The 25,424-nt window shown below is 69.6% G+C and carries 22 protein-coding genes; 11 read left to right on the plus strand and 11 right to left on the minus strand.

The genetic code is table 11. From position 1 onward, the window contains the following. Nucleotides 1-12: 12 nt before the first annotated feature. Nucleotides 13-594 carry a GrpB family protein gene (locus K8O92_00995; GenBank protein UAK32651.1) on the minus strand — a complete coding sequence of 194 codons (582 nt, stop codon included), beginning with the start codon at nucleotides 592-594 and terminating at the stop codon, nucleotides 13-15. 90 nt (nucleotides 595-684) lie between these two features. On the opposite strand from K8O92_00995, the gene K8O92_01000 reads away from it, so the two are divergent. The 9 genes from K8O92_01000 to K8O92_01040 all read left to right on the plus strand — a co-directional run bounded on the left by K8O92_01000 (nucleotide 685) and on the right by K8O92_01040 (nucleotide 9,588). Then, entirely contained in the window at nucleotides 685-1,671 is a 987-nt protein-coding gene (locus K8O92_01000; protein UAK32652.1) for an alpha/beta hydrolase, read from the plus strand. A 1-nt stretch (nucleotide 1,672) separates the two neighbouring features. Further along, on the plus strand, nucleotides 1,673-2,575 hold the full coding sequence (locus K8O92_01005) for an SDR family NAD(P)-dependent oxidoreductase (protein ID UAK32653.1): 903 nt from the start codon (nucleotides 1,673-1,675) through the stop codon (nucleotides 2,573-2,575). Between the two features lie 7 nt (nucleotides 2,576-2,582). Further along, nucleotides 2,583-3,503, plus strand: coding sequence for a ferritin-like domain-containing protein (locus tag K8O92_01010; protein UAK35360.1), 921 nt, complete (start codon nucleotides 2,583-2,585; stop codon nucleotides 3,501-3,503). 11 nt (nucleotides 3,504-3,514) lie between these two features. Beyond that, complete coding sequence (locus K8O92_01015; GenBank protein UAK32654.1) at nucleotides 3,515-5,020, plus strand: NAD(P)/FAD-dependent oxidoreductase; 1,506 nt, start codon at nucleotides 3,515-3,517, stop codon at nucleotides 5,018-5,020. A gap of 93 nt (nucleotides 5,021-5,113) precedes the next feature. Beyond that, nucleotides 5,114-5,896, plus strand: coding sequence for a MerR family transcriptional regulator (locus K8O92_01020; GenBank protein UAK32655.1), 783 nt, complete (start codon nucleotides 5,114-5,116; stop codon nucleotides 5,894-5,896). Between the two features lie 42 nt (nucleotides 5,897-5,938). Continuing rightward, nucleotides 5,939-7,033, plus strand: a complete 1,095-nt coding sequence (locus K8O92_01025) for a hydroxyneurosporene methyltransferase (protein ID UAK32656.1) — start codon at nucleotides 5,939-5,941, stop codon at nucleotides 7,031-7,033. A 99-nt stretch (nucleotides 7,034-7,132) separates the two neighbouring features. Then, the gene (locus K8O92_01030) at nucleotides 7,133-7,837 is read left to right on the plus strand and encodes an ESX secretion-associated protein EspG (GenBank protein ID UAK32657.1); all 705 of its coding nucleotides are present in this window, start codon (nucleotides 7,133-7,135) and stop codon (nucleotides 7,835-7,837) included. A 93-nt stretch (nucleotides 7,838-7,930) separates the two neighbouring features. Then, a complete protein-coding gene (locus K8O92_01035; protein ID UAK32658.1) occupies nucleotides 7,931-8,305 on the plus strand; it encodes a hypothetical protein in 375 nt (124 codons plus the stop codon). Further along, nucleotides 8,302-9,588, plus strand: coding sequence for a hypothetical protein (locus K8O92_01040; protein UAK32659.1), 1,287 nt, complete (start codon nucleotides 8,302-8,304; stop codon nucleotides 9,586-9,588). The genes K8O92_01035 and K8O92_01040 overlap by 4 nt, the downstream gene beginning before the upstream one ends. Before the next feature lie 449 nt (nucleotides 9,589-10,037). On the opposite strand, the gene proB is transcribed toward K8O92_01040, so the two are convergent. The 10 genes from proB to K8O92_01090 form a co-directional block, all read right to left on the minus strand. Beyond that, nucleotides 10,038-11,180, minus strand: a complete 1,143-nt coding sequence (proB, locus tag K8O92_01045) for a glutamate 5-kinase (protein ID UAK32660.1) — start codon at nucleotides 11,178-11,180, stop codon at nucleotides 10,038-10,040. Nucleotides 11,181-11,234: 54 nt separating this feature from the next. Beyond that, a complete protein-coding gene (gene obgE / locus K8O92_01050; protein ID UAK32661.1) occupies nucleotides 11,235-12,689 on the minus strand; it encodes a GTPase ObgE in 1,455 nt (484 codons plus the stop codon). Between the two features lie 121 nt (nucleotides 12,690-12,810). Then, nucleotides 12,811-13,077: a 50S ribosomal protein L27 gene (gene rpmA / locus K8O92_01055; GenBank protein ID UAK32662.1), complete on the minus strand. Its 267-nt coding sequence runs from the start codon at nucleotides 13,075-13,077 to the stop codon at nucleotides 12,811-12,813. Between the two features lie 22 nt (nucleotides 13,078-13,099). Beyond that, nucleotides 13,100-13,411 carry a 50S ribosomal protein L21 gene (gene rplU / locus K8O92_01060; protein UAK32663.1) on the minus strand — a complete coding sequence of 104 codons (312 nt, stop codon included), beginning with the start codon at nucleotides 13,409-13,411 and terminating at the stop codon, nucleotides 13,100-13,102. A gap of 329 nt (nucleotides 13,412-13,740) precedes the next feature. Continuing rightward, complete coding sequence (locus tag K8O92_01065; GenBank protein UAK35361.1) at nucleotides 13,741-16,899, minus strand: translation initiation factor IF-2 N-terminal domain-containing protein; 3,159 nt, start codon at nucleotides 16,897-16,899, stop codon at nucleotides 13,741-13,743. Between the two features lie 517 nt (nucleotides 16,900-17,416). After that, nucleotides 17,417-17,833, minus strand: a complete 417-nt coding sequence (gene ndk, locus K8O92_01070; GenBank protein ID UAK32664.1) for a nucleoside-diphosphate kinase — start codon at nucleotides 17,831-17,833, stop codon at nucleotides 17,417-17,419. A gap of 133 nt (nucleotides 17,834-17,966) precedes the next feature. Beyond that, nucleotides 17,967-18,383 carry a DUF4233 domain-containing protein gene (locus K8O92_01075; protein UAK32665.1) on the minus strand — a complete coding sequence of 139 codons (417 nt, stop codon included), beginning with the start codon at nucleotides 18,381-18,383 and terminating at the stop codon, nucleotides 17,967-17,969. A gap of 117 nt (nucleotides 18,384-18,500) precedes the next feature. Continuing rightward, complete coding sequence (locus K8O92_01080; protein UAK35362.1) at nucleotides 18,501-19,871, minus strand: bifunctional folylpolyglutamate synthase/dihydrofolate synthase; 1,371 nt, start codon at nucleotides 19,869-19,871, stop codon at nucleotides 18,501-18,503. Between the two features lie 92 nt (nucleotides 19,872-19,963). Further along, complete coding sequence (locus K8O92_01085; GenBank protein ID UAK32666.1) at nucleotides 19,964-22,642, minus strand: valine--tRNA ligase; 2,679 nt, start codon at nucleotides 22,640-22,642, stop codon at nucleotides 19,964-19,966. A 337-nt stretch (nucleotides 22,643-22,979) separates the two neighbouring features. Continuing rightward, nucleotides 22,980-23,906 (minus strand): NAD(P)/FAD-dependent oxidoreductase, encoded by a 927-nt coding sequence (locus K8O92_01090; protein ID UAK32667.1) that lies wholly within the window; start codon nucleotides 23,904-23,906, stop codon nucleotides 22,980-22,982. A 91-nt stretch (nucleotides 23,907-23,997) separates the two neighbouring features. Here K8O92_01090 and K8O92_01095 point away from each other — a divergent pair, with 91 nt between their 5' ends. Together K8O92_01095 and K8O92_01100 are read left to right on the plus strand one after the other, a co-directional pair. Further along, the gene (locus K8O92_01095) at nucleotides 23,998-24,591 is read left to right on the plus strand and encodes an XRE family transcriptional regulator (protein ID UAK32668.1); all 594 of its coding nucleotides are present in this window, start codon (nucleotides 23,998-24,000) and stop codon (nucleotides 24,589-24,591) included. A 210-nt stretch (nucleotides 24,592-24,801) separates the two neighbouring features. Continuing rightward, nucleotides 24,802-25,416, plus strand: a complete 615-nt coding sequence (locus K8O92_01100; protein ID UAK35363.1) for an ATP-binding protein — start codon at nucleotides 24,802-24,804, stop codon at nucleotides 25,414-25,416. Nucleotides 25,417-25,424: the final 8 nt, after the last annotated feature.

Genomic DNA, 25,424 nt, shown 5'->3' on the forward strand with positions numbered 1-25,424 from the left:
GGCAGGCAATCGTCAACCGGACAGCGCACGTCCGAGAATCTCCTCGATGACCGCGCTCTTGGCGTTCGCGTAGTGCTGCACGAACTTCCACTCACGAAGGGCCAGTTGACGTTTGGTCCGCTCGTAGTAACGCCGGTCGTCGTCGTTCGCGCGTAACCGATCCCGGAAGGCGAGGATTCGCTCGATCTCCACCGCGCCCGACTCCGGCGAGAGCACGTGCAGGTTCACATTGCGCGGCGCACCGCTTTCCACCCGCCGGACGAGACAGCGATGCTGGTACCAGTCCACCTGCCGTATCCGCAATGAATACCCGGCGGCCTCGAGCGCCGGAATATAGGCGGCTTCGTCGGCGGTGTCGGGAACGAGCAGCAGAATGTCGATCAACGGCTTCGCCGCGAGACCTGGCACCGACGTGGAGCCGGTGTGCTCGATTCGGAGGGCCACGCCGCCGAGCGCCGCGCCTATCGCGGCTTTCTCTTCGGCGTACCAACTCGGCCAGGCGGGGTTGTAATCCTCCAGCACGACCTCGACCGCGTAGGGCTCCAACTCGCCGATGGTCACCGCCGCGATGTCGTCGTCGTCCATTGTGGCCACATGTCACCTTAAGGCGGGCCGCGCACCACCAATCAGCCTTCTTGGAATGTGCCATTGACAACTGGCACATTCATCACTGATTCTGGACGCATGACAAGGTCAACGAGGACCTCGGTCCCCGGCGTTCCCGCCGTGCCCTCGCCCCGCGCCACCGTCGCCGCTGCGGCGACCCGGCTCGGATTGCGGCCGGTGAACTGCGCGGTACCGATGAATGCCCCCGGTGTCTGGTTCGCACGCAAGCTCATCGCCACACTGATGGCCGTCGGCGGTCCCGTTCCACCCGGTACTTCCGTCACCCAGGTCCGGTCGGGCGCGGTGCGCGGCGAGTGGGTCCGGGCGGCCGGCGTGCCGTTCGGTACACGGGCCGTCTACTACATCCACGGCAGCGGGTACGTGATCTGCTCGGCTCGCACACATCGTGGTCTCGCGGCCCGGCTTTCGAAGAAGACCGGGCTTCCGGTGTTCCTCACCGACTACCGGCTCGCGCCCGAGCACCGGTTCCCAGCCGCGGCCGACGACATCGAGGCCGGCTACCGCTGGCTGCTCGGCCGTGGCATCGCCCCGGAGGACATGGTGATCGCCTGCGATTCCGCGGGTGGGCACCTGGCGCTGGACCTGCTGGTCGAGAACGGGCGGAACGGCCGCTCCCAGCCCGCCGCCGTCGCGATGTTCTCCCCGCTGCTGGATCTGACCCTCGGCTTGGCGGCCGAGCGGGAACGTCTCCGGTCCGATCCGTTGATCTCCGCCGCGGCCGCGCGCAGGCTGCCCGCGGCCTACACCAGCGGCCATCCCGCCGACGCGGCGCGCCTGCGGCTGACCATCCCGCACGGTCTCGCGCTGCCGCCGATCCTCGTGCAAGTCGGCGGCACCGAGATGCTCGGCGCCGACGCGCAGGCGCTGTGCGAGATGGTCCGGCGGGCGGGCGGCACCTGCGAGCTGGAGATCTGGCCGGGGCAACTGCACGTCTTCCAAGCCCTTCCCATGGTGGTGCCCGAGGCCGACCAGGCCCTCGCCCGCGCCGCCGACTTCCTGCGCGCGGCGCTGGTCGCTACCTCCGGCACGAAAAAGGTGAGCTGAGATGTTCGGACTCGAGAAACTGGTGGCCCTGGGCCGCACCCGGCGCACCCACGGCGCGCGAGCCGTGGTCACCGGCGCGGGCAGCGGCATCGGCCGGGCGTTCGCGATGGAGATCGCGGCCCGCGGCGGCCGCGTGATCTGCGCCGACATCGATGAGGCGCGCGCCGACGAAACGGTCGCCCTGATCGAACGCGCCCATCCGGGCGCGGCGCACGCATTCCGCTGCGACGTGGCGCAACGCGAGGACGTGGAGTTGCTCGCCCGCTTCGCCGAGACGCTGTTCGAGCGCCCGGTCAGTCTGGTGATCAACAACGCGGGCGTCGGCATCGGCGGAAAACCCGTCGGACGCATCGGCTTCCAGGACTGGCAGTGGGCGCTGGGCATCAACCTGTGGGGCGTGGTGCACGGCTGCGAGATCTTCGCCCCACGCCTGCGCGCCGCCGGGACCGGCGGCATCATCAACGTCGCCTCGGCGGCCGGATTCGCCGCCGCCCCCTCGATGGCCGCCTACAACGTGTCCAAGGCGGGCGTGCTGTCGCTGTCGGAGACCATGGCCGCCGAACTGAGCGGCACCGGCGTCGCGGTCACGGTCCTGTGCCCGACGTTCGTTCGTACGAACGTCGCCAGGGACGGCCGGATCACCAAGGAATCCGCGCAGCTGGCCGACTTCCTCATGCGCTGGACCGGATTCTCCCCCGAACGCGTCGCACGCACCGCCCTGGACGCGCACGACCGCGGGCAGCTCTATGTGCTGCCCCAGCTGGACGCGCACGTCGTATGGCTGCTCAAGCGGCACTTCCCCGCCCAATACACCTACGTCCTCGGACTCCTGGAGCGGCTGCTGCCACAGGACGACTCGACCACCACCGACCGCACCTCGGTCACCGACAAGACAGGAGTCTGACATGGCCATCGCGATGGACTTCGACGACATGCTCCGCAAGATCAAGGACCGCCAGTGGGCGCTGGCCGACATCGATTGGGACGCACCGGGCGCCGAGACGATCACGCCCGAACTGCACGCCAAGCTCAAGCCGTTCATGGCCGATCTGATGTGGATCGAGAACGTCGGCGCGCGCGGCTTCGCGGCAATGGCCAAGAAGGCGCCGACGGAGACGCTGCGCGAGATCTACCGCTACTTCCACGCCGAGGAACAGAAGCACGCCAACGCCGAGCTGGCGCTGATGCGCCGGTGGGGCATGCTCGACGGTGACGAGATCCCGCAGCCGAACGTCAACGTCAAGCTGGTGATCGACTTCCTGGACAAGTACTCCGACGACATGTCGCTGTCGCTCCTCGGCACCGTGATCCCCATGCTGGAGGTCGCGCTGGACGGCGCCCTGATCAAGTTCATCATGGACGAGATCGAGGACCCGGTCTGTCAGGCGGCGTTCAAGAGGATCAACTCCGACGAATCCCGCCACCTGGCCGTCGATTTCGCCGTGATGGACCTGCTCGGGCACGCCGAGATGCGCAAGCTGCTCATCGACCTGGTCGGCGGCTGGGCCAAGCCCTCGCTGATCATCGGCGTGCTGAGCTACGTGCCGCTGCTGAACAAGATGCGCGACAACATCGTCGCGATGGGCGTCGACGAGGAGAAGCTCTACGGCGCGCTCAAGCGGTACGCGAACGTCGGCGAGCGCAGCGAATTCGCCCGCAGGCTTCCGATGTACCAGATCGTGAAGACCCACGGCGGCTGGGTGATCGACCGCGGGCACCCCTACCACCTGGTGGCCGACGCGCTGGTGAAGGTCACCGGGTTGCTGCCGAGGGCGCTGCTGCGCAACAACCCGACGTGGTCGAAGGAATTGACCTACGAGCCCGCCGCATGACAGGGAATACGATGAGCACGCACACCCTCGACGTCGCCGTCATCGGCGGCGGGTTCGCCGGCATCGGCACGGCCATCCGCCTGAAGCAGCGCGGAATCAACGACTTCGCGATCTTCGAGCGCGGCACCGCGATCGGCGGCACCTGGCGCGACAACACCTATCCGGGTGCGGCGTGCGACATTCCGTCGCGGTTGTACTCCTACAGTTTCGCGCCGAATCCGAACTGGTCACGCACCTACTCCGGAAGCAACGAGATCCTCGGCTACATCGAGGCGATGGCCGCGGAATTCCGGCTCGGTCCGCACCTGCGGTTCGGGCACAACGTCACCGGCATCGCGTTCGACGAGCAGGCCGGGACCTGGGAGATCGCCGTCGAGGGCCACGCGCACCCGATCCTCGCCCGCACCGTGGTGCTGGCCTCCGGGCCGCTGGCCAACGCCAGTCTTCCGGATATCCGGGGCATCGAGACCTATCGCGGCCACAAGATCCACAGCGCCCGGTGGGATCACGACTACGACTTCACCGGCAAACGGGTCGCGGTCGTCGGCACCGGGGCCAGCGCGGTCCAGATCATCCCGGAGCTGGTGGACAAAGCCGACTCGGTGAAGGTGTTCCAGCGCACGCCCGGCTGGGTGCTGCCCCGGGTCGACCGACGGACCAACGGCCTGACCAAGGAGCTCTACCGCCGGGTGCCCACCGCCGAACAGCTGGCTCGGCGCGCCTGGTTCTACGGACACGAGTCGGTGGCACTGGGCGTGGTCTGGAACACGCCGCTGACCAGGGTGGTCGAGCTGGTCGGCAAGGCACAGCTGCGCAGACAGGTGAAGGACCCGTGGCTGCGCCGTCAGCTCACCCCGGACTTCCGCGCGGGCTGCAAGCGCCTGCTGATGACCGACGACTACTACCCCGCCCTGCAACGGGACAACTGCAAATTGATCACCTGGCCGATCGCCCGGATCTCCGAGCACGGCATCCGCACCGCGGAGGGTATCGAACACCAGGCGGACTGCATCGTCTTCGCGACCGGATTCGACGTCTCCAAGACCGGGACCCCCATTCCGGTGGTCGGGCGCGACGGCCGGGTTCTCGCCGACGAATGGTCGCGCGGGGCCTACGCCTACAAGAGCGTCGCGGTCTCCGGATATCCCAACCTGTATCTCACGTTCGGACCGAATTCGGGGCCGGGGCACAATTCCGCGCTGGTCTACATGGAAGCCCAGATCGACTACCTCGTCGGCGCGATCGGCCTCATCCTGGACCGGGATCTGCGCATGCTGGACGTACGGCGCGATCGGCAGGATCGCTACAACGCCGCCATCCAGCGCAAGCTCGCCGCCACCACCTGGAACTCGGGATGCCGCAGCTGGTATCTCACCGAGGACGGCTTCAACGCGACCATGTATCCGGGGTTCGCCACCCAGTATGTCCATCAGCTGCGCGCGGTCGATCTCGACGACTACCTCGTGGTCGAACAGACCGCCGACCAGCGGCGACAGCGGGTGGCACCGGTTTCCTGAGTGCCGCGGGACCGGCGGCGCGGACGATAGACTCGGTCCGCAGCGAGTGCAAAGCGTGCCGCCGGTCCGTCGGCGCCGTGGTCAGCGAGGGAGGTGAGGTCGACGCCGGAGTACCGGATCGATGACCTCGCGCGCGCCGCGGGCACCACCACCCGCAACGTGCGCGCCTACCAGGAACGCGGGTTGCTGCCGCCGCCGGTCGGCAAGGACGGCCGGGCCAGCATCTACGACGACGCGCACCTGGAGCGGCTGCGCCTGATCGATGCGCTGCTGCAGCGCGGCTTCACCACCGCGCACATCGCCGACTTCATCACCAGCTGGGAGACCGGCAAGGACCTGACCGAGGTGCTCGGCCTGCAACACGCCGTGACGGCGTCCTGGGCCAAGGACGAGACGTTCGAGGTGCCCCGCGAGCTGATCGGCACCATCCTCGGCGCGGAGGCCGACGAGCTGGTCGACCGGCTGCGCGAGATGAAGCTGGTGCGGCTCGAAGGCGACACGGTGGTGTTCACCGAAACCCAGTTGCTCACCTCGTTCGCCGAGCTGCACGAGTACGGGCTCGAACTGCGCACGCTCATCGAGATCTACGCCAAGGTGGCCGATCGGATCGATGACATCACCCACATCATGATCACCGCCGCCAAGCAGCACATCATCGACGAGCACGGCCCCGGCTGGCTGCCGGACACCAGCAACGAAATCGCCGAGACCACAACGATGCTCAACAAGATGCGCGAGCTGGCGGTCGCCTCGGTGCACGCGACGCTCGCCCGGTCGATGGACGTCACGCTCCGGCGCGAACTCGGCGACTATCTCGCCACGGCGGCCGAGCGGGAGAAACAGCGCAGCGAACCCGGGCGCGACGTACCCTCCTAGACAAGCGCAGAGTGCTGCCGACCTTCGACGGATGGAGTCGCTGTGGGGTCCGACCGACCGAGAATCCCTCCGCTGCCGCTGATACGGGCCGTCGAATCGGTTCGCGGCGCGCTGGCCGTCGCGTTCCGCAAGCTGGTGCCGGGGCACGTCGCGCTGATGGAGCTGATCGCCGCCGGATGGATCACGCAGGCCATCCATGCCGCCGCGGCGCTCGGCGTGGCCGACGAACTCGCGGCGGGACCGCGGTCGGGCGCACAACTGGCGGCGGCGGTCGGCGCCGACGAGGACGCGCTGCGGCGGTTGCTGCGGCTGCTGATCAGTTACGGCATTTTCACCCAACGGCACGACGGACGGTACGCGCTGACGCCGATGGCGCGGGCGCTGCGCAAGGACGCGAACGTGTCGCTGCGCGACGCGGTGCTGTTCTTCGGGTCGCCCGCGCACCGCAACCACTGGTCGCACCTGGTCGACGCCGTGCGTACCGGCGAGCCGGTCGGCGAGAAACTGAACGGGATGCCGTTCTTCGACTACATCCAGCACGACCGCGAACTCGGCGAACTGTTCGATCGCGCGATGACCAGCATCGGCAGCCTCGCGCTGGAACCGCTGTTCGCGGCCTACGATTTCGGCCGCTACGAGACCCTGGTCGACGTCGGCGGCGGTGAAGGAACCCTGCTCACCGAGATCCTGCGCCGTGCGCCGCGGTCGCGCGGCGTCCTGTTCGACCTGCCCGAAGTGGTGGCGGCGGCGCCCACGCGGCTGGCCGAACTCGGTCTCGCCGATCGCTGCGCCGTGGAAAGCGGATCGTTCTTCGACAGCGTCCCCAAGGGTGGCGACGCCTACATCCTCAAGCACATCCTGCACGACTGGGCGGAACCGGAGGCGGGGCGCATTCTGCGTACGGTCCGTGCGGCTATGGACCCCGACGCCCGGCTGCTGATCGTCGAGCTGGTCGTACCCGAACACAGCGCGCCGCACCCGAGCAAGTTCATCGACCTGGAGATGCTGGTCAACGCAGGCGGCCGGGAACGGACCGAGGCCGAGTACCGCGCTTTCCTCGCCCGGCACGGATTCACGCTGACCAAGCGGGTGCCGACGGCCTCGCCGGACAACGTGCTGGAGGCCCGGCCGAGCTGACACCGGACGCACCCGTACCGTGAAGTCATCTGCGATCTCGGCGTCGGGACCGCTAGGCTACGAACAGTATTGGTGGTTCGGTAAGGATGTGAGTCGGCCGTGGAATGGACCTTCACTCCGGACGAGTTCGCCTATATCTGGCGGGAGACCGATCTGGATCGCCACCCGTACCCGCTGCGCATCCTGGAGACTCCCCGCACCGAGGACGAGGCCGAGAAGCTGCGCATCACCCTCGCCGAGCGGTTGCCGCTCGGCTCCGACCCCGATCTAACGGCCTGCCTGCGTATTCTGGCCGCGCCGCACACCAGGATCGTGGCCATCGGCGGCACCCACCAGCCGGGTGGTGAACTGCGGCTGCTGGCCGCCGCCATCTACGACCGCGCCGTGCTCGCGGTGCAGGAACCCGGCACGAGCCCGGATTTCGGTGGCCGCGTGCATATCTCGATCGGGCACAGCTCGAAACTGGGGCGGCGGATAGCGGCGCTGCTGCCGAAGACCCCCGCGGGCCGCGAACCCGCTCGGGCCGCCACCGGCGACGCGGTGCGCGACCAGGAAACGGCGCCCGCGCGACACCAGGCGGCGCCGCGCATCCGCAAGCTGCTGCTCGAGCCGCATACCGCCGAGGGCCACATCAGAATCGAACCGCGACTGGATCGTCCGACCCCGCCCCCGCCGGTCCACTACACCTGGATCGACGTGCGGAACGACGGAAGATACCTGATCAAGGCGGGTGTCGAAGTGCGCATCGCGCCTGCCTCCTCGGAACAGATCGCGACCCAATTGCAAAAGCGCATACCGGTATAGCCCGCTCCCGCGAGCGTGACCGCCGACTATTGCTGACCCGGCGCCGGGCTTCCGGTTAGTCTGAGGCGGACCGACCGATCTCAGGGGTGAGCGATGACGATCGAGACCAGCCGAGCCGATATCGCCCGATTCAAGGACGCCGCGCAGGCCGGGACCGTCCAGTTCGATCCGGCAGCGGCTCGGCAGTGCGCCGAGATGTACGACCGGCAGGCCGATCGGCTGATCCATCTACAGCAACGCCTCGAATCCGCCGCGGAACTCGGCGGTTTCGGCGGATTCGTCTCCGCGCAGCAGTTGCAGGCCGGATTCGGCCGCAAGGCGCGGGACGCGGCGGCTCTGCTCGACCACTACATCGAAGCGGCCTACCGCATGAAGGAAGCATTCCTGATCAGCGGAGGACTGTTCGAAGAAGCCGATGCCGCGGGCGCCGCCGCCCTGCGCGCGGTTGAGGCGAGGTTGCCCCGATGAGCGGCTCCGATCCCACCTACATCAGCTCGATGGAACATTTCGAGTCGCTGCGGCACGAAGAGATCTACGCGAAGGCGCAGCAGATCGACGCCGCGCAGGTGCTGCGCGCGTCGACGATCTGGATCGAGGCCGCAGGGGCGCTCACCACGTCGTTTCCACTCACTCGCGGCGGTGTGGACCGCGTGATGGACTCGGCCGAATGGAAAGGCGCCGCCGCCGACGCCGCCCAGGCATGCGCACGCAGTTTCGCGGCGTCGGCGGATGAGCTGGCCGCGGTGCTGGGCCAAGTGGGAGCCCGGCTCGGCGGGGTCGCCGCGGCCGCCGAGGCGGTGAAACTCGCGGTGGTGCCGCCCGGCGCTTCGGGACCGGTCGGCGCGATCGCGCAACTGCTGGAGGCCGCGCACGTCATCGACGCGCAGATGGCGCAGGAGGCACTGCGTCAGGAAGCCGTGCTGGCGATGAACATGGTCTACAAGCCCGCCTATTCCGCGGCGGGAACCGGCGTCCCCGCGCTGCCCGCACCGCCCGCTGTGACGGCGCCGTCCGCGCCGCAGGCGGTCCCTCCCGGCACACCGAGATACTCGACGCCCGAGCAGGCGCTGCCCAATGAGCAATGGTCGCCGGGCACAGCGCAACCCGCACCTGCCGCGCCGGAATCGCCTGACGCTTCCCACAATCCGGTGCCACCCGCCCCGCCGGAACCGGATACGCAGCAGGCCCCGACCGCGCCGACGCCGCAACCCACGCCGTCACCCTCACCCGAGCCCGCTCCGCAGACGCAGCAAGCCCCGACCACTCAGACACCGACGCCCACGCCATCGCCACAGCCCGCGCCGTCGTCACCAGAGCCCGCGCCGTCGTCACCACAGCCCGCGCCGCCGTCACTCGCACCTGAACCGGCTCCGCCGACGCAGCAGGCGCCGACCACCACACCGGCGCCGCCGAGTGCTCCCCCCGTGCCACCGAGCCCGAGCCCTTCACCCGCACCACCGAGTCCTTCACCAGCGCCGCCGAGCCCGGAGCCCGCACCACCGCCGAGTTCGTCGGCACCGGCGCCGCTCCCCGCGCCCCCGCCCGCGCCGCCCATCCCGGAGCCGGCACAACCACCGAGCCCACCCCAAACACAGCCGAGCCCGCAGCCCGCACCACCCCCTGTGCCCGGCCCTGCCGATCCCGCGGTCCCGCTGCCCGACCCAGGCGGCCAACCCGGTGTCACCGGCCCGGTGGAAGGCAATCAGGAGCAGATTCCGACCACCAACCAGCCCGGCGTCGTCCCATCCTGACGGTCCGGCAGCCGATGGGTACGAGGCCAGGTCTGATCCTCGACCTCGGAAATCGTCACAACGCGCTCGTCGATCGGCCGGTACATCAACCGGCCGATACGGCATCCAAGCCGTCCCGATCCACGTCCGGCTGGACGTCGCTCAGCCGATCACACGAACGGGCAAGCCAGACCGTCGGCGAACGGATGGATCCGGTGACGTACCAGGCATCCACCTTCCGAGCCGCCACCGGAATACGCGCGCCGCGAACCACCGAACGGGAGCGTTGCCACAAGCATCCGGTTCGCGGCGGAGGCGGCCGAACGACCGGCATCATGCTACCGACGCACCGCTCGCGCGATCGGCCACAGCGCTTCGGCTTCCCGCACCAGCCCGCGCCGGGGCGAACCGCGACCGGAGCGTGCTCGTGACTCGCTCGGTGTCCCCGCTGCCGATCGGCTGGTGTGCGATCAGACCTTGACCAGGTCGTCGGCGTGGATGACGGGGCGTTGCATGGTCTCGGGAAGCTCGGCGGTGGAGCGGCCGAGCATGCCCGCCAGTTCGGTGCTGTCGTATTCGACGACGCCCCTGGCGACGACACGGCTGTCGGGGGCCACCAGATCCACCACGTCCCCGCCGTAGAAGCGCCCACGCACGCCGACGATTCCCGCCGCGAGCAGCGACCGCCGCCGGTGCGCCACCGCTTGGACCGCGCCCTCGTCGATGAGCAGCGCGCCGCGGCTGTCGGCGGCGTGCCGGACCCAGAACTTGCGGGCGGACAACCGCACCGGGCGGGCGGCGAACGCGGTGCCGACCGTGCCGGTGGTCAGCGCGGTGGCGGCCGACGAGGCGGCGGCCAGCAGGACCGGCACACCCGCATCCGCGGCCAGGCGCGCCGCCGACAACTTCGACGCCATGCCTCCGGTGCCGAGCGCGCCGCCGCTGCCCGCGATGACGCCGTCGAGGTCGGCGCTGCTGCGTACCTCCGGAATCAGCGTGGCCGCGCCCTTACGGGGGTCGCCGTCGTAGAGGCCGTCCACGTCCGACAGCAGCACCAGCGCGTCGGCGCCGATCAGGTGGGCGACCAGCGCCGCGAGCCGGTCGTTGTCGCCGAATCGGATCTCTTCCGTCGCTACCGTGTCGTTTTCGTTCACCACCGCAACAGCGCCGAGTGAACGCAGGCGATCGAGGGTGCGCTGCGCGTTGCGGTGGTGCTCGCGGCGGGCGACGTCGTCGGCGCTCAGCAGCACCTGCCCGACCGTACGGCCGTAACGGGCGAACGAGGTGCCCCAGGCATGCGCGAGCGCCAGCTGTCCGACGCTCGCCGCGGCCTGCTTGGTCGCCAGATCACGCGGACGGCTGGTCAGGCCGAGTGGCGCGATGCCGGCGCCGATCGCGCCCGAAGACACGACCACCACATCGGATCCGGCGCGCATCCGCGCCTCCACCGCGTCGGCGAGCCGATCCAGTCGCGCGGTGTCCAGGCCGCCCTTCAAGCTGGTCAGCGCCGACGAACCGATCTTCACCACGACCCGTCGCGCCGACGCGATCGCCAGACGGGCCTCGCTGAGGCCCGGCGAATCCGCCTCGGCGGTCGCCGAATTCACCCGCATCGCCACCCAACTCCCTGCGCCACAATCGAATCCACGGTAGTCAGGGCGGTCGCCCTACTCCTGCTCTTCCTGCACCAGACCGCGTCGCACCCGGGACGCGTGCTTGCGCTCGGCCGCGCTGACCCGGTCGGAATGCTCGAGCCGGATGTCGGTGCCGCGCCCGGTGGGCACCATGTCGACGCCCGCGGAGATCTGGGGCTCCCACTCGAACGTCACGTCGCCGATGGTCACCGGCGCACCCGGTTCCGCGCCCAGCTTCACCAGCTCGTCCTCGACGCCGAGGCGGGCCAGACGGTCGGCCAGGTAGCCGACGGCCTCGTCGTTGTCGAACTGGGTCTGGCGCACCCAGCGCTCCGGCCGGGTGCCGCGCACGATGAAACCGCCCGGCTCCTCCGGGTCGGCGATCACACTGAATCCGGTTTCGTCCACCGCGATCGGACGGATGACCGGCCGCTTGGGCGCGGCCTTCGGATGATCCTCGCGGTACTGGCGCACCAGGTCGGCGAGGGCGAAAGTCAAGGGACGCAGACCCGCCCGGCTCACCGCGGAGATCTCGAACACCGGCCAGCCGCGTTCGGTGAACTCCGGGGTCACCATTTCCGCGAGTTCGGCCGCGTCGGGCACGTCGATCTTGTTCAGGATCACCACGCGCGGCCGGTCGGCGAGGTCGCCGAGCCCGGCGTCCGCGCTCAGCGCGGGCTTGTACGCGGCCAGTTCGGCTTCGAGCGCGTCGACGTCGGACACCGGGTCGCGGCCCGGCTCCAGCGTCGCGCAGTCCACCACGTGGGCGAGCACCGCGCACCGCTCGAGATGCCGCAGGAAGTCCAGCCCCAGTCCCCGGCCCTCACTCGCGCCCGGGATCAAACCGGGCACGTCGGCGACGGTGAAGGTGGTGTCACCGCTGGCGACGACGCCGAGGTTGGGCACCAGCGTGGTGAACGGGTAGTCGGCGATCTTCGGCTTGGCCGCCGACAGCACCGAGACCAGTGAGGACTTGCCCGCCGACGGGAAGCCGACGAGCCCGACGTCGGCTACGGATTTCAGCTCCAGCACCAGGTCGAGCTCTTCGCCGTCCTCGCCGAGCAGCGCGAAACCCGGAGCCTTGCGGGCCTTCGAAGCCAGCGCGGCATTGCCGAGACCGCCGCGGCCGCCGCGGGCGACGATGAAGCGGTTGCCCGCACCGACCAGGTCGACGAGCACCTTGCCGTCGTCGTCGAGCACCACGGTGCCGTCCGGCACCTTCAGCATCAGATCGGCGCCCTGTTTGCCGTCGCGGTTGCCGCCCTCGCCCGGCTTGCCGTTGCCTGCCTTGGCGTGCGGGTGGAAGTGGAAGTCCAAGAGGGTGTGCACGTTGGGGTCGACCTCGAGGATGACGTCTCCGCCGTTGCCACCGTTGCCGCCGTCGGGCCCGCCGAGCGGCTTGAACTTCTCACGGTGCACCGAGGCGCAACCGTGGCCGCCTTTACCCGCACGCACATGTAGTACGACACGGTCGATGAACTTGGACATACGCCGAATCATCCTCCTTCGGGACTGGTCGTACTCGGGGCAGTTCGTTCTCGAACACGAAAAACGGGCCAGGGTTTCGAGACCCTGACCCGCTCGCTGTAGTCCGGAAGTGGTTCGGCGGTCAGGCCTGAACCGGCTCCGGGGCCACGATGTTGACGGTCTTGCGTCCACGCTTGGTGCCGAACGTCACCGCGCCCGCCGCCAGGGCGAACAGAGTGTCGTCACCGCCACGGCCGACGTTCACGCCGGGGTGGAAGTGGGTGCCACGCTGACGCACCAGGATCTCGCCGGCCTTGACCGTCTGGCCGCCGAAGCGCTTGACGCCGAGTCGCTGGGCGTTGGAATCGCGCCCGTTCCGGGAGCTGGACGCACCCTTCTTGTGTGCCATAGCTGGTTCTCCTCGGGATGTCTTACTTGATGCCGGTGACCTTCAGGACCGTCAGCGGCTGACGGTGACCCTGGCGCTTGTGGTAGCCGGTCTTGTTCTTGAACTTGTGGATGCGGATCTTCGGGCCCTTGGTCTGCTCGACCACCTCGGCGGCCACGGAGACCTCGGCCAGCTTCGCGGCGTCGGTGGTCAGCTCGGCGCCATCGACGACGAGGACCGGGGCCAGCGCCACGGCGGTGCCCGGCGCACCCTCGATCTTCTCCACCTTCACCAGGTCACCGACCGCGACCTTGTACTGCTTTCCGCCGGTCTTGACGATCGCGTACGTTGCCATCGGTCGGCTGCCCTTCTTCCTGTAGTGCTCGGCACTTGCTCACGCGGCGACTCCTCCGGTCTGATTCCACCGGAAACCGCCACACGACTGGTCTGGTAATCGCCACCGCCTCGGCGCCTGGTGGCTCTCGGTATCGAACTGTCGAGAACCGGGCCACGAAGACAAAACATGTTGTCACCGGGCAGCGACTGTCCAAGATTACAGGACGGCTACCGCGACGACCAAACCGGCGTCCACGCTGCCACCGCGCCATGCCGTCGGTTCGCTGCCGGGACGCACGTGGCCCCCACCGGATGGACCGGCGGGGGCCACGTGAGGTGAGCTACAACTCAGTTCGACGCGTCCGGCGCGCCTGCCGGGCGGCCGACCGCACGCCTGCGCGGCCGGTTGCGCTGCGGCAGTTCGGCCGGTGCCGGCTGGGAGTAGTCGACCGCGGGCGCGGGCGTCTGCTCCCCGGTGGGTAGCACGAACACCGCCCCCGAACTGTCCGCGGCAGGCGCGGCAGCCGAACGGGCCACCCGTCGGCGACGAGCCGGACGGACCGACGCTTCTGCGGCAGCACCGTTGGCGGCAGCACCGTTCTCGCCCCTCGGGACCGGCTCGGCAGCCGAGGCGGGTCGAGCGACCGGCTCGGCCGCGGCGACCGGCTCCGGTTCGGCGATGGCGGCAGGCTCGGCGACCGGCGCGGACTCGACCTTCTCGACTTCCTCGATGACCTCGACCACTTCGGCGGGCTCGGTCTCCGGCTCCTCGGCGGGCACCGCAACCGCGGCCTCGACGACCTCCGTGACCACTTGCTCGTCGGCGACCGCGGTTCCGGTCGGCTCCGCGGCGGCCTCGGACTGTTCCGGCTCCTGCTCGCCCTCATCGGAGTGGTGCGCGGCCATGGCCAGCGCCACCGGATGCGCCCGTTTGACGGCCGCTTCCTCCTCGGGTTGCTCGGCTGCCGGAGCCGAGCCGTTCGCCGGCTGGGGAGCCTGCGCGGCCGCGCCCTTGTCCCGGCCACGGCGCCTGCGCGAACCGCTCTCCCGGGTGCGCGCCGCGGCCTCCTCACCGGAGCCGGGCTCCACCGGGTAGGCGTGCACGAGGATGCCGCGACCGTGGCAGTGCTCGCAGGTGGTCGAGAACGCCTCGACCAGTCCGGTGCCCAGCTTCTTGCGGGTCATCTGGACCAAGCCCAGCGAGGTGACCTCGGACACCTGGTGGCGGGTGCGGTCCCGGCCCAGCGCCTCGGTCAGGCGGCGCAGCACCAGGTCGCGGTTGGACTCGAGCACCATGTCGATGAAGTCGACGACGATCATGCCGCCGATGTCGCGCAGCCGCATCTGGCGCACGATCTCCTCGGCCGCCTCCAGATTGTTCCTGGTGACCGTCTCCTCCAAGTTGCTGCCACCGGAGCCGGTGAACTTTCCGGTGTTGACGTCGATCACCGTCATGGCCTCGGTGCGGTCGATCACCAGGGTGCCGCCCGAGGGCAGCCACACCTTGCGATCCAGCGCCTTGGCCAGCTGCTCGTCGATCCGATAGGTCTCGAACACGTCGACACCGTTGTTCTCGTGTCGGGAGACCCGGGCGAGCAGGTCCGGCGCGACCGTGCCGATGTACTTTTCGACCGTGCTCCAGGCGCGGTCACCCTCGATGACCAGCTTGGAGAAGTCCTCGTTGAACAAGTCTCGGATGACCTTGACCAGGAGATCGGGCTCCTCGTACAGCGTCTTGGGCCCGTTGTTGTCCTTGCCCGTCTGCTGCTGGATCGTGCGCCAGGTCTTCTGCAGCCGCTCCACGTCGCGGGCCAGTTCCGTCTCGCTGACGCCTTCGGAGGCGGTGCGGATGATCACACCGGCGTCGGCGGGCACGATGTCGCGCAGGATCTCCTTCAGACGCTTGCGCTCGGTGTCCGGCAGCTTGCGGCTGATCCCGGTGGAGGTACCGCCCGGCACGTACACCAGGAAGCGCCCGGCCAGGCTGATCTGGGTGGTCAGGCGGGCGCCCTTGTGACCGACCGGGTCCTTGCTCACCTGGACCAGCACCTGGTCGCCCGGCTTGAGCGCCTGCTCGATCTTGCGCTCCCTGCCGCCGAGCCCGGCGGCCTCCCAGTTGACCTCGCCCGCGTAGAGCACACCGTTGCGGCCGCGGCCGATATCGACGAACGCCGCCTCCATGCTGGGCAGCACGTTCTGCACCTTGCCCAGGTAGACGTTGCCGACCATGGACGCGGAGCCGGTGCTCGTGACGAAGTGCTCGACCAGGATGTTGTCTTCGAGCACGGCCACCTGCGTGGCGGTGGGGTGATCCGGGAAAGACTTCTCGCGCACGACCATCACGCGGTCGACGGCTTCGCGGCGGGCCAGGAACTCCGACTCGGTCAGGATCGGCGGGCGGCGGCGGCCGGCCTCGCGTCCGTCGCGACGGCGCTGCCGCTTGGCCTCCAGCCGGGTGGAGCCGGTGATGCCCTGGACCTCGTCGACCGCGACACGGCTGCGGCTCTTGTTGCGCGGCTCGCGCTCGTGCACGACCGTGTTCGGCGGGTCGTCGTCGGAGGACTCGCTCTCCCCGGCCTCGCCCGCGACCTTGCGGCGGCGACGACGACGGCGGCGACGGCTGGAGCCTTCCGGCGCCTCGTCCTCGTCCTCGCCCTCGGCGGACTCGGAAGACTCCGCCGACTCCGAAGCCTCCGCGGACTCCACCGTCTCGGCGGTCTCGGGAGCCGACTCGTCGTCGTTCTCGTCGTCGGCTTCGTTTTCCTCGTCGCCGTCGGTTTCGGACTGCTGCTCGCCCCGGCCGCGGCCACGCCCGCGGCGCCCACGACGCCTGCGACGCGGCTGACCTTCGGCGTCACCCTGCTGGTCGGCGGCCTCGCGCTCGTCCTCGGCGACCTCGGTCTCGTCCTCGGCGGGCTCGGGCGCCGGTTCTTCGGTGCGCCGGGTATCGCGCTCGGCACGACGCTGTCTGCGCGCTGCCTCGGCGGCCGTGGCGTCCGGGGGCAGGAACAGCGGCGCCTGCACGACGGCGGCGGACTCGAACACCACCGGGGCCACCGGCTCCGGCTCGGGCCGCACCGGGTGGGTGAACAGCTGCGTGGGCTGAGCTGCCGCGTCACCGGTCGGCGCCTGCGTGGCGCTCGGCACGTCCGGCGCGGAGAAGAGGACGCCCGCCCCGGTGAAGGGCGTGTCGGTCCGCGTTTCTCGCGCTGGTTGCGGCTGTTCGGCCGCCGATGGGGCGGCCGTCGCCCGCGTGGCGGCGTCTTCCCCTGGTTCGGCGGTCCGCGCCGGTGCGGGGGCATCCGCCTGCCCGGGGCTCGGCTGTTCGGCCGCGGCATCCGCCTCGACCGTCACCAAGGCGTCGCGCACCGATTCCGCGACGGCTCGGTCGACGTTGGACTGGGCGCTGCGCGCGTCGGCCCCCATCTCGGTGAGCTTGGCCAGGATGCGCTTGCTCGTTACTCCCAGCAGCTTGGCGAGTGCGTGAACTCGGATTCGCTCCGGCAATTGTTCGGCATCCTGTGATGTTGTTTCCAGCGGCTCTTGATCGGCCACGAAGTCTCCTCGGACCCCCGGGCGCGTCCCTCCCTGCGGGAGTGACGCGGCCGACGCGGGGGCACTGTCCGTTCGACTCACACCCGGTGGGCGCGAGGTCAAGTGGTCTCGCCCCGCGTGCCCGGTTATTTCCTCGGTTGTTCGTCGTTCGGGCTAACTGGTCACGCGGCGCCTGGCTGTATGGCTGAACTCCGCGGATCGAGCGCTCATCCAGCGTGCCTAGCGGACAGGCGACCCTGTGACCAGGCCGTTTGTCCACAGCAGCGATGATCGGCATCGAACCGTGGTGTCATCCGGCTGCGCTCGTCACGTCGCGTTCGCGCACCTGCACGAACAGTCTGCGTCGATAGCAGCCGATGCCAGTATCCCACACCGCGCGCCGGGCGTTCGCCATCGGCGCTCCACTCGGTCCGGCCCGCGGCGCGAACGCGCACGTCGCAGCAGCGCGGGCACGACCATCGAGGCTCGGTCAGGCGGGCCGCTCGGGGAACCAGAGCGCGATCTCACGCTTGGCTGATTCGGGCGAATCGGACCCGTGGACCAGGTTCTCCTGCGTCTCGAGAGCGAAGTCTCCGCGAATGCTGCCAGGCACGGCTTTCTCGACCGGATCGGTGCCGCCCGCGATCTGGCGGAACGCGGCGATCGCGCGCGGGCCCTCCAGGATGGCCGCGACAACCGGGCCCGAGGTGATGAAGTCGATCAAGGACCCGAAGAACGGCTTCTCGGCGTGCTCGGCGTAGTGGCCCTCGGCCAGTTCCCCGGACACGTGCTTCAGCTCGAGGGCGACGATCTTCAGGCCCTTACGCTCGATGCGTGCCAGCACCTCGCCGACAAGGCCACGGGCCACACCGTCCGGCTTGATGAGTACCAACGTCTGCTCAGTCACGGCGCACAGCCTATCCGGCACGCTTCCGGGCGCGACAGCAGCGGTAGGGCTGCTCGGCGGCGGTGTCCGTTCCGTGGCCCGGACTGGCCGCCGACGACAGCCCCGTCGGCCGGTCGCCACCGCATCGAGCGGGCTACCGACGCTGGATGCGCTGGCTGGGCAGCAGGCCTTTCTCCATCCGGCTGCGCACATCGGCGCGCAGCACCAGGATGAAGCCCCAGACCACCCCGAAGATCACGCCGATGACGCCGATGGACAGGTGGATGAACGCACCCAGCAGGACGAACACCTGTAACCCGAGGTTGAACGGCAGCGCCCAGGACCGCCGCTGCAACCCGGCTCCGAGGACCATCACCACCGCCAGCGCCACGAGGTAGGTGCCCGAGACCCAGGTCACCCCGCCGCCGACGTCGGCGACCACCGGCAGCGCGAGCAGCACCACGATCGCCTCGAGCACCAAGGTCCCCGCCATCACGCCGCGGAAACCTTTCCACGGGTCCGTCGCGGGGGCGGGTACCGACTGCTCGCCCTGGTCGGCCGGATCGCTCATGCTGTGCCCTCCTCGGCGTTCGCCGGGCCGCTGTGGCGCCTGACGCTCATGCTGTGACGTTCGGGACGGACGCGGGCCCGCCGTGGGTGGGCGGACTGCCGGCCGAGGGCTGGACGCTCATGCCGGGTCCTTCCCGAACAGCGCGCGAGCCGCGCCTGCCGTGACCACCGACCCGGTGATCACCACGCCCGCGCCCGACACCGTCTCCCCCGGTTCGCCCACCTCTTCGGCGATCGCGATCGCGGTCTCCAGCGCGTCGGGCAGCGTGGCGGCGGTGACCACCCGCTCGTCGCCGAATCGCTGTACCGCGAGGTCGGTCAAGGTCTCCACGTCCAGCGCGCGCGGCGAGCCGTTGCTGGTGACGACGATCTCGTCGAACACCGGCTCCAGCGCGGTCAGGATGCCGGCGGCGTCCTTGTCGCCGAGCACCGCGACCACGCCGACCAGCTTGCGGAAGTCGAACTCCTCGGTCAGCGTCGCGGCCAGCGCCCGCGCGCCCGCGGGGTTGTGCGCGGCGTCGATGAAGATGGTCGGCGCGCTGCGCATACGCTCGAGCCGTCCGGGACTGGTCACGCTCGCGAAACCGGCGCGCACGGCGTCGATGTCGAGCCTGCGCTGCGCGCCCGCGCCGAAGAACGCCTCCACCGCCGCCAGCGCGAGCACCGCGTTGCGCGCTTGGTGCTCGCCGTGCAGCGGCAGGAAGATCTCGTCGTACACCCCGCCGAGACCCTGCAACTCGAGTTGCTGCCCGCCGACCGCGATCTGCCGGGCGAGCACGCGGAACTCGGAGCCCTCGCGCGCCACCGCGGCGTCCACTTCGACGGCGCGGCGCAGCAGCACCTCCATCGCCTCCGGTTCCTGCTGCGCGATCACGGCGACGTTGTCGCGCGGCACCAGGCTTTCCGGGGCGCGCTTGATGATCCCGGCCTTCTCGCCCGCGATCGAGGCCAGGTCCGGACCGAGGTAGTCGGTGTGGTCCAGGCCGATCGGCGTGATCACCGCGACCTGCCCGTCGACGACGTTCGTGGCGTCCCAGGTGCCGCCCAAACCCGTCTCGACGACCGCGACATCGATCGGCGCCTCGGCGAAGGCGGCGAAGGCCATGCCGGTGAGCACCTCGAATTTGCTCATGGCGGGCCCGCCCGCGGACTGCGACTGCTTGTCGATCATCTCGACGTAGGGCAGCAGTTCGCGGTAGATCTCCACGTACCGGCCGGGGGAGATCGGCGCGTTGTCGATGCTGATCCGCTCGGAGGCCAGTTGCAGGTGGGGACTGGTGATCCGGCCGGTGCGCCGGTGCAGCGCGGTGAGCAGCGCGTCGATCATCCTGGTCACCGAGGTCTTGCCGTTGGTGCCCGCGATGTGGATGGCCGGGTAGTTCTGCTGCGGCGAGCCGAGCAGGTCCATCAACGTCGCGATCCTGGCGAGCGAGGGCTCGATCTTGGTTTCCGGCCAGCGCCGGTCGAGTTCCGCCTCGACCAGCGCCATCTCGGCCAGCTCCACGGGGGAGGGCCCGGAACCGAGCCGTGCCCCGCCGCCACGGCGCTCGTCGTCGCCGTATTGCGGTTCCGGCTCGTGGTTCACTTGCCGCTCAACTCCGCCAGTCGCGTGCCGATGCGCGCCACCTCGTCGGAGGCGACCTGCTGCCTGCCGCGGATCTTGTCGACCACGTGCTCGGGTGCCTTGGCCAGGAACGCCTCGTTGCCGAGCTTGGCGGTGGTGTTCTGGAGCTCCTTCTCCGCGGCGGCCAGATCCTTCTCCAGCCTGCGGCGTTCGGCGTCCAGGTCGACCGCGCCGGAAGTGTCCAGCTCCACGGTGACCGTCCCGGTGCTCAGGCGGACCTCCACCGACGCGGTCGCGGCGAAGTCGGCGCCGGGCTCGGTGAGCCGCGCCAGATTCGCGACCGAGGCGGCCTGCTCGCCGAGCCCCGCCTCGTCCACACCGATGAGCTTGGCCGCCACCTTCTGCTTGTCCGCCAAGCCCTGGTCGCTGCGGAACCGACGGATCTCCGTGATCAACCGCTGGGTGTCCGAGATGCGTTGCGCCGCCCCCTGGTCCGCGGGCACACCGGAGGGCTGCGGCCACGGCGCGATCACCACCGATTCGCCGCCGGTCAGCGCCTGCCACAACGCCTCGGTGACGAACGGGATGACCGGATGCAGCAGGCGCAGCACCGCGTCGAGCACGGAACCGAGCACCAGCTCGGTCGCCTCGGCGCGCGTACCGTCGGCGGCGAACTGCACCTTGGTCAGCTCCAGGTACCAATCGCACAGCTCGTCCCAGGCGAAGTGATAGAGCGCCTCGCACGCCTTGCCGAACTCGTAGGCGTCGAACGCGGCGTCGGCCTCGGCGCGCACCGCGTCCAGCCGGTCCAGGATCCAGCGGTCGGCGTCGGTGAGCTGGGCGCGGTCGGGCAGATCGCCGACTCGCGCGCCGTTCATCAGCGCGAACTTGACCGCGTTGAACAGCTTCGTCACGAAGCTGCGCGAGGCGAGCACGTGCGGCTCGCCGACCGAGAGGTCACCGCCGGGCTGCGCGCCGCGCGCGAGGGTGAACCGCGTGGCGTCGGCTCCGAAGCCGTTGATCCAGTCCAGCGGGTCGATGCCGTTGCCGCGCGACTTGGACATCTTCTTGCCGTACTGGTCGCGGATCAGGCCGTGCAGGAAGACGTCCTTGAACGGCACCTGCCGCTCGCCGCCCTTGCCGACGGTCAGCGCGGCGTCCTCGGCGACGTAGGTGCCGAACATCATCATCCGCGCCACCCAGAAGAACAGGATGTCGTAGCCGGTGACGAGAACGCTTGTCGGATAGAACTTCTCCAGCTCGGCGGTGGCGTGCGGCCAGCCCATCGTGGAGAACGGCCACAGGCCGGAGGAGAACCAGGTGTCGAGCACGTCCGGGTCCTGGACCCAGCCCTCGGGCGCCTGTTCGTCGGGCCCGACGCACACCACTTCGCCCTCGGGGCCGTACCAGATCGGGATGCGGTGGCCCCACCACAGCTGACGCGAGATGCACCAGTCGTGCATGTCGTCGACCCAGCCGAACCAGCGCGGCTCCTGGCTCTTCGGGTGGATCACGGTGTCACCGGACCGCACGGCGTCACCGGCGGCCTTGGCCAGTGACTCGACCTTCACCCACCACTGCATGGACAGGCGCGGCTCGATCGGCTCGCCGGTGCGCTCGGAGTGCCCCACGCTGTGCAGGTACGGCCGCTTCTCGGCGACCACCCGGCCCTCCCTGGCGAGCCGCTCGCGCACCTTGACGCGCGCCTCGAAGCGGTCCATGCCGTCGAACTCGGTTCCGGTGCCGGTGATCCGGCCGCGCTCGTCCATGATGGTCGGCATCGGCAGGCCGTGCCGCAGACCCATCTCGAAGTCGTTGGGATCATGCGCCGGTGTGATCTTCACCGCGCCCGAGCCGAATTCGGGATCGACGTAGTCGTCGGCGATGATCGGGATCTGCCGTCCGGTGATCGGATGCTCCAGGGTGGTGCCGATCAACGCCCGGTAGCGCGGATCCTCCGGATGCACGGCCACCGCGGTGTCGCCGAGCATGGTCTCCACCCGGGTGGTGGCCACGACGACGTGCGGCTCGTCGTCGTTCAGGGCGCCGTAGCGCAGCGAGACCAGCTCGCCTTCGACGTCCTCGTATTTGACCTCGATGTCGGAGATCGCGGTACGCAGCTCCGGCGACCAGTTCACCAGCCGCTCCGCGCGGTAGATCAGTCCCGCGTCGTAGAGCCGCTTGAACATGGTCTGCACGGCGCGCGAGAGGCCCTCGTCCATGGTGAAGCGGTCCCGGCTCCAGTCCACGCCGTCGCCGAGCGCGCGCATCTGCCACTGGATGGCGCCGCCGGACTCGCGCTTCCAGTCCCAAACCTTCTGCACGAACAGTTCGCGGCCGAAGTCTTCCTTCGTCTTGCCGTCCACCGCGAGCTGCTTTTCCACCACGGTCTGGGTGGCGATGCCCGCGTGGTCCATGCCGGGCAGCCAGAGCACCTCGTAGCCCTGCATGCGCTTGCGGCGCGACAGCGTGTCCATCAAGGTGTGGTCGAGCGCGTGGCCCATGTGCAGGGTGCCGGTGACGTTCGGCGGCGGCAGCACGATCGAGTACGGCGGCTTCCCGCTGGCGGGATCGGCGGTGAAATAGCCGGCGGCTACCCAGCGCTCGTACATCTCGGCCTCCACCTCGCCGGGGGTCCAGCTTTTGGGGAGGGCATCGGCACGATTACGCGTGTTGTCAGGGGCTGCGCTGGTCACCCCGCGATTCTAGAGCGCGTCCATCCGCCGACTTCGGGTCGGTCGACCCCCGGTCACCTTGCCCGCGGATCCGCCGGTCGACGCCGCGCCGGAAATGAAGAGGCGGCAGGGCGGCGGCCACGGCGCTCGGCACAAACCGTGCGATAGCGAATTCCGCGCTGGAGACGACCCGCACCGGAGACAATCCGTGCTGCGGACAAAGAGAGGCGGAGTCTTCGGTGGATGAGGGACACCGAACACTCCGCCCACGTCAGAAGCTTACCGGCGATCCGAGGCGCGGCGCGAAATCCATAAGTAATTCTCAGCTTCCGGCATTTTCACACCTCGGGAATTCCCCTTATCGGGCGGGTACGGTGGCGTCGGCCAGCACCAGGTCACCGTTGATCGCCATCGCGGCGGTCGAGCCCGCACCCGCCGCGGAGATCACCTGGGCAGCCGGATCGGCGACATTGCCCGCGGCCCAGACTCCCGCCGCGCTGGTACGCCCGGTCGCGTCGGTGACCACCCAGCCGTTGTCGTCGAACGCGCAGCCCAACGCGACCAGCACGTCGTCGTTGGCGCGGAAGGTCGGCGCGACGAACATCGCCGTTCTCGGCACCGCCCGTCCATCGGCCAGTTCCACGCCGCGCAGCCGGTCGTCCACGATCAACCGGGCCACCGGGCCTTCGAGCACCCGCACCCGGCGCGCGTCCAGGTGGGCGCGGTCACCGTCGGACAGGGGCATCGTGTTCGGGAAGAAGATGACGTCCCGCGACCACTGCGGCAGCAGCAGGGCCAAGTGCACCGCGCGGGCCAGGGCTCCTGGTTCCAGCCCGCCGAGCACACCGATCGGCTGGTCACGGACCTCGTAGCCGTGGCAGTACGGGCAGTGCAGCACATCGCGACCCCATCGCTCCCGCACTCCCGGCAGGTCCGGCAGTTCGTCGCGCAGCCCGGTGGCGACGAGCACGCGGCGCGCCCGCAGAGTCGCGCCGCCGCCCAGGCGCAGCATGTACGCCGAGTCCCCGGTCCCCTCCGCGTCGACGACGACGTCATCGATCAGTTCCGCACCGTAGCTCGCGACCTCGGCGGCTCCGCCGGCCAGCAGGTCCGCCGGTGGCATCCCGTCCCGGGACAGGAACCCGTGCATGTGCTCGGCGGGCGCGTTGCGCGGCGCACCGCCTCTGATCACCGCCACCCGTCGCCGCGCCCGGGCCAGGACCAACGCCCCGGACAGTCCCGCCGCGCCGCCACCTACGACCACCACGTCGTATATCTCGCTCATTCGCGATCACCTCCACCGACACAGTGCCGTCGACCTCGCTTATGCAGCAACTAATGTTGCCGAATCTGGGAAAATGCGGTGCACTGGTGACATGTCCACACCACCGGCTGTCACCGCGGCCCTGGCCGACATCGGCCCGCGGCTCAAAGCGCTGCGCACCCGCCGCAACGTCACACTCACCGCGCTGGCGGAAAGCACCGGGATCTCCAAGAGCACGCTCTCACGCCTGGAGTCCGGACAGCGAAAAGCCAGCCTGGAGCTACTGCTGCCGATCGCGATGGCCCACCAGGTGCCGCTGGACGAACTGGTGGCCGCGCCCCGGATCGCCGATCCCCGGGTCCACTCGACGGCGCGGAAGATCAACGGGCTCACCATTGTTCCACTCACCCGGCAACCGGGCCCGTTGCAGGCGTTCAAGATCGTCATTCCGCCTGATCGCGGCGAGCCCGACCCCAAGGTGCACGAGGGTTTCGAGTGGCTCTACGTGCTGTCCGGCCGGCTCCGACTGGTGCTCGGCGAGCACGATCTGGTGCTCGGCCCCGGCGAGGCGGCCGAATTCGACACCCGCCAGCCGCATTGGTTCGGCAGCGCGGGCCGAGGCCCGGTGGAAATCCTCAGCCTTTTCGGGTCCCAGGGCGAACGTATGCATCTTCGCGCCAGGTCGGCGGGCCGGAAACGCGAATAATCCGAAATGTTCGAAATGTCCCATATTGCCAAAACGCGAAAACTCGGGACTCTGGAGAGCGTGAACACTCCGAGCGTCCCTCCTGCGGTGAATCTTCCCGAAAAACCAGGGTTTTCCCGGTTGCCGAACACGTGCCGTTTGCGGACGCTGGGAGAGGTGAACCCTCCGCTGGACGCCGTGCCGGCCTACGCCCCGGAACCCCGGCTTCCGATCCTGCTCCCGGATACGCTGCACGACCTACGCGGTGGCGCGATCGAGGAGATCCGGTACCCGGCCGCGGCGGCGCTGATCGTCGCGGGCGTCCCCGGTGCGGGCAAGAGCACCGCGCTGCGGAAGTTCTTCGGCGCCGATTCGGCCGCCACCGCGCCGTCGCGCAGCTCCACCGGAGTGCTGGTGCTCGACTCGATGCAGGCCCGCAATCGCTGGCGGCCCAGGTTGTGGTGGCTGCCCTACCTGCTGTGGCGGCCGCTGGTGCATGCGGCGCATTTTCTGGCGATCCGCACCGCCTTGCGTTCTGCCACCGGTCCGGTCGTCATCCACGATTGCGCCACGTTCCACTGGGCCCGCGCCCTCATCGCGCGCTGGGCGGCGGATCGTGAACTGCACCTGCTCATGCTCGACGTGCCCGCGGCGGTCGCGCGCGCGGGCCAGCACAGCCGTGGCAGGCGGATCAACCACATGAGCTTCCGGCTGCACGTGCGGCGCTGGCGGCAACTGATGCGAGCGGTGGCGACCGAGCAGCGGTCGCCGGCCGGCGCGTCGAGGTCGGTCGTCATCGTCGACCGGGCGGCCGTGGACCGGTTGCGGTGCGTGAGTTTCGACTGATTCGCGCT

The organism is Nocardia asteroides, assembly GCA_019930625.1.
GTDB classification, from domain to species: domain Bacteria; phylum Actinomycetota; class Actinomycetes; order Mycobacteriales; family Mycobacteriaceae; genus Nocardia; species Nocardia sputi.

What these genes read in the sequence shown, in the direction of transcription:
- K8O92_01000 (UAK32652.1), top strand. Translation starts at nt 685, where the DNA reads ATGACAAGGTCAACGAGGACCTCGGTCCCCGGCGTTCCCGCCGTGCCC.
- K8O92_01005 (UAK32653.1), top strand. Translation starts at nt 1,673, where the DNA reads ATGTTCGGACTCGAGAAACTGGTGGCCCTGGGCCGCACCCGGCGCACC.
- K8O92_01015 (UAK32654.1), top strand. Translation starts at nt 3,515, where the DNA reads ATGAGCACGCACACCCTCGACGTCGCCGTCATCGGCGGCGGGTTCGCC.
- K8O92_01035 (UAK32658.1), top strand. Translation starts at nt 7,931, where the DNA reads ATGACGATCGAGACCAGCCGAGCCGATATCGCCCGATTCAAGGACGCC.
- K8O92_01040 (UAK32659.1), top strand. Translation starts at nt 8,302, where the DNA reads ATGAGCGGCTCCGATCCCACCTACATCAGCTCGATGGAACATTTCGAG.
- proB (UAK32660.1), bottom strand. Translation starts at nt 11,180, where the DNA reads ATGCGGGTGAATTCGGCGACCGCCGAGGCGGATTCGCCGGGCCTCAGC.
- obgE (UAK32661.1), bottom strand. Translation starts at nt 12,689, where the DNA reads ATGTCCAAGTTCATCGACCGTGTCGTACTACATGTGCGTGCGGGTAAA.
- rpmA (UAK32662.1), bottom strand. Translation starts at nt 13,077, where the DNA reads ATGGCACACAAGAAGGGTGCGTCCAGCTCCCGGAACGGGCGCGATTCC.
- rplU (UAK32663.1), bottom strand. Translation starts at nt 13,411, where the DNA reads ATGGCAACGTACGCGATCGTCAAGACCGGCGGAAAGCAGTACAAGGTC.
- K8O92_01075 (UAK32665.1), bottom strand. Translation starts at nt 18,383, where the DNA reads ATGAGCGATCCGGCCGACCAGGGCGAGCAGTCGGTACCCGCCCCCGCG.
- K8O92_01080 (UAK35362.1), bottom strand. Translation starts at nt 19,871, where the DNA reads ATGGCGCTGGTCGAGGCGGAACTCGACCGGCGCTGGCCGGAAACCAAG.
- K8O92_01090 (UAK32667.1), bottom strand. Translation starts at nt 23,906, where the DNA reads ATGAGCGAGATATACGACGTGGTGGTCGTAGGTGGCGGCGCGGCGGGA.
- K8O92_01095 (UAK32668.1), top strand. Translation starts at nt 23,998, where the DNA reads ATGTCCACACCACCGGCTGTCACCGCGGCCCTGGCCGACATCGGCCCG.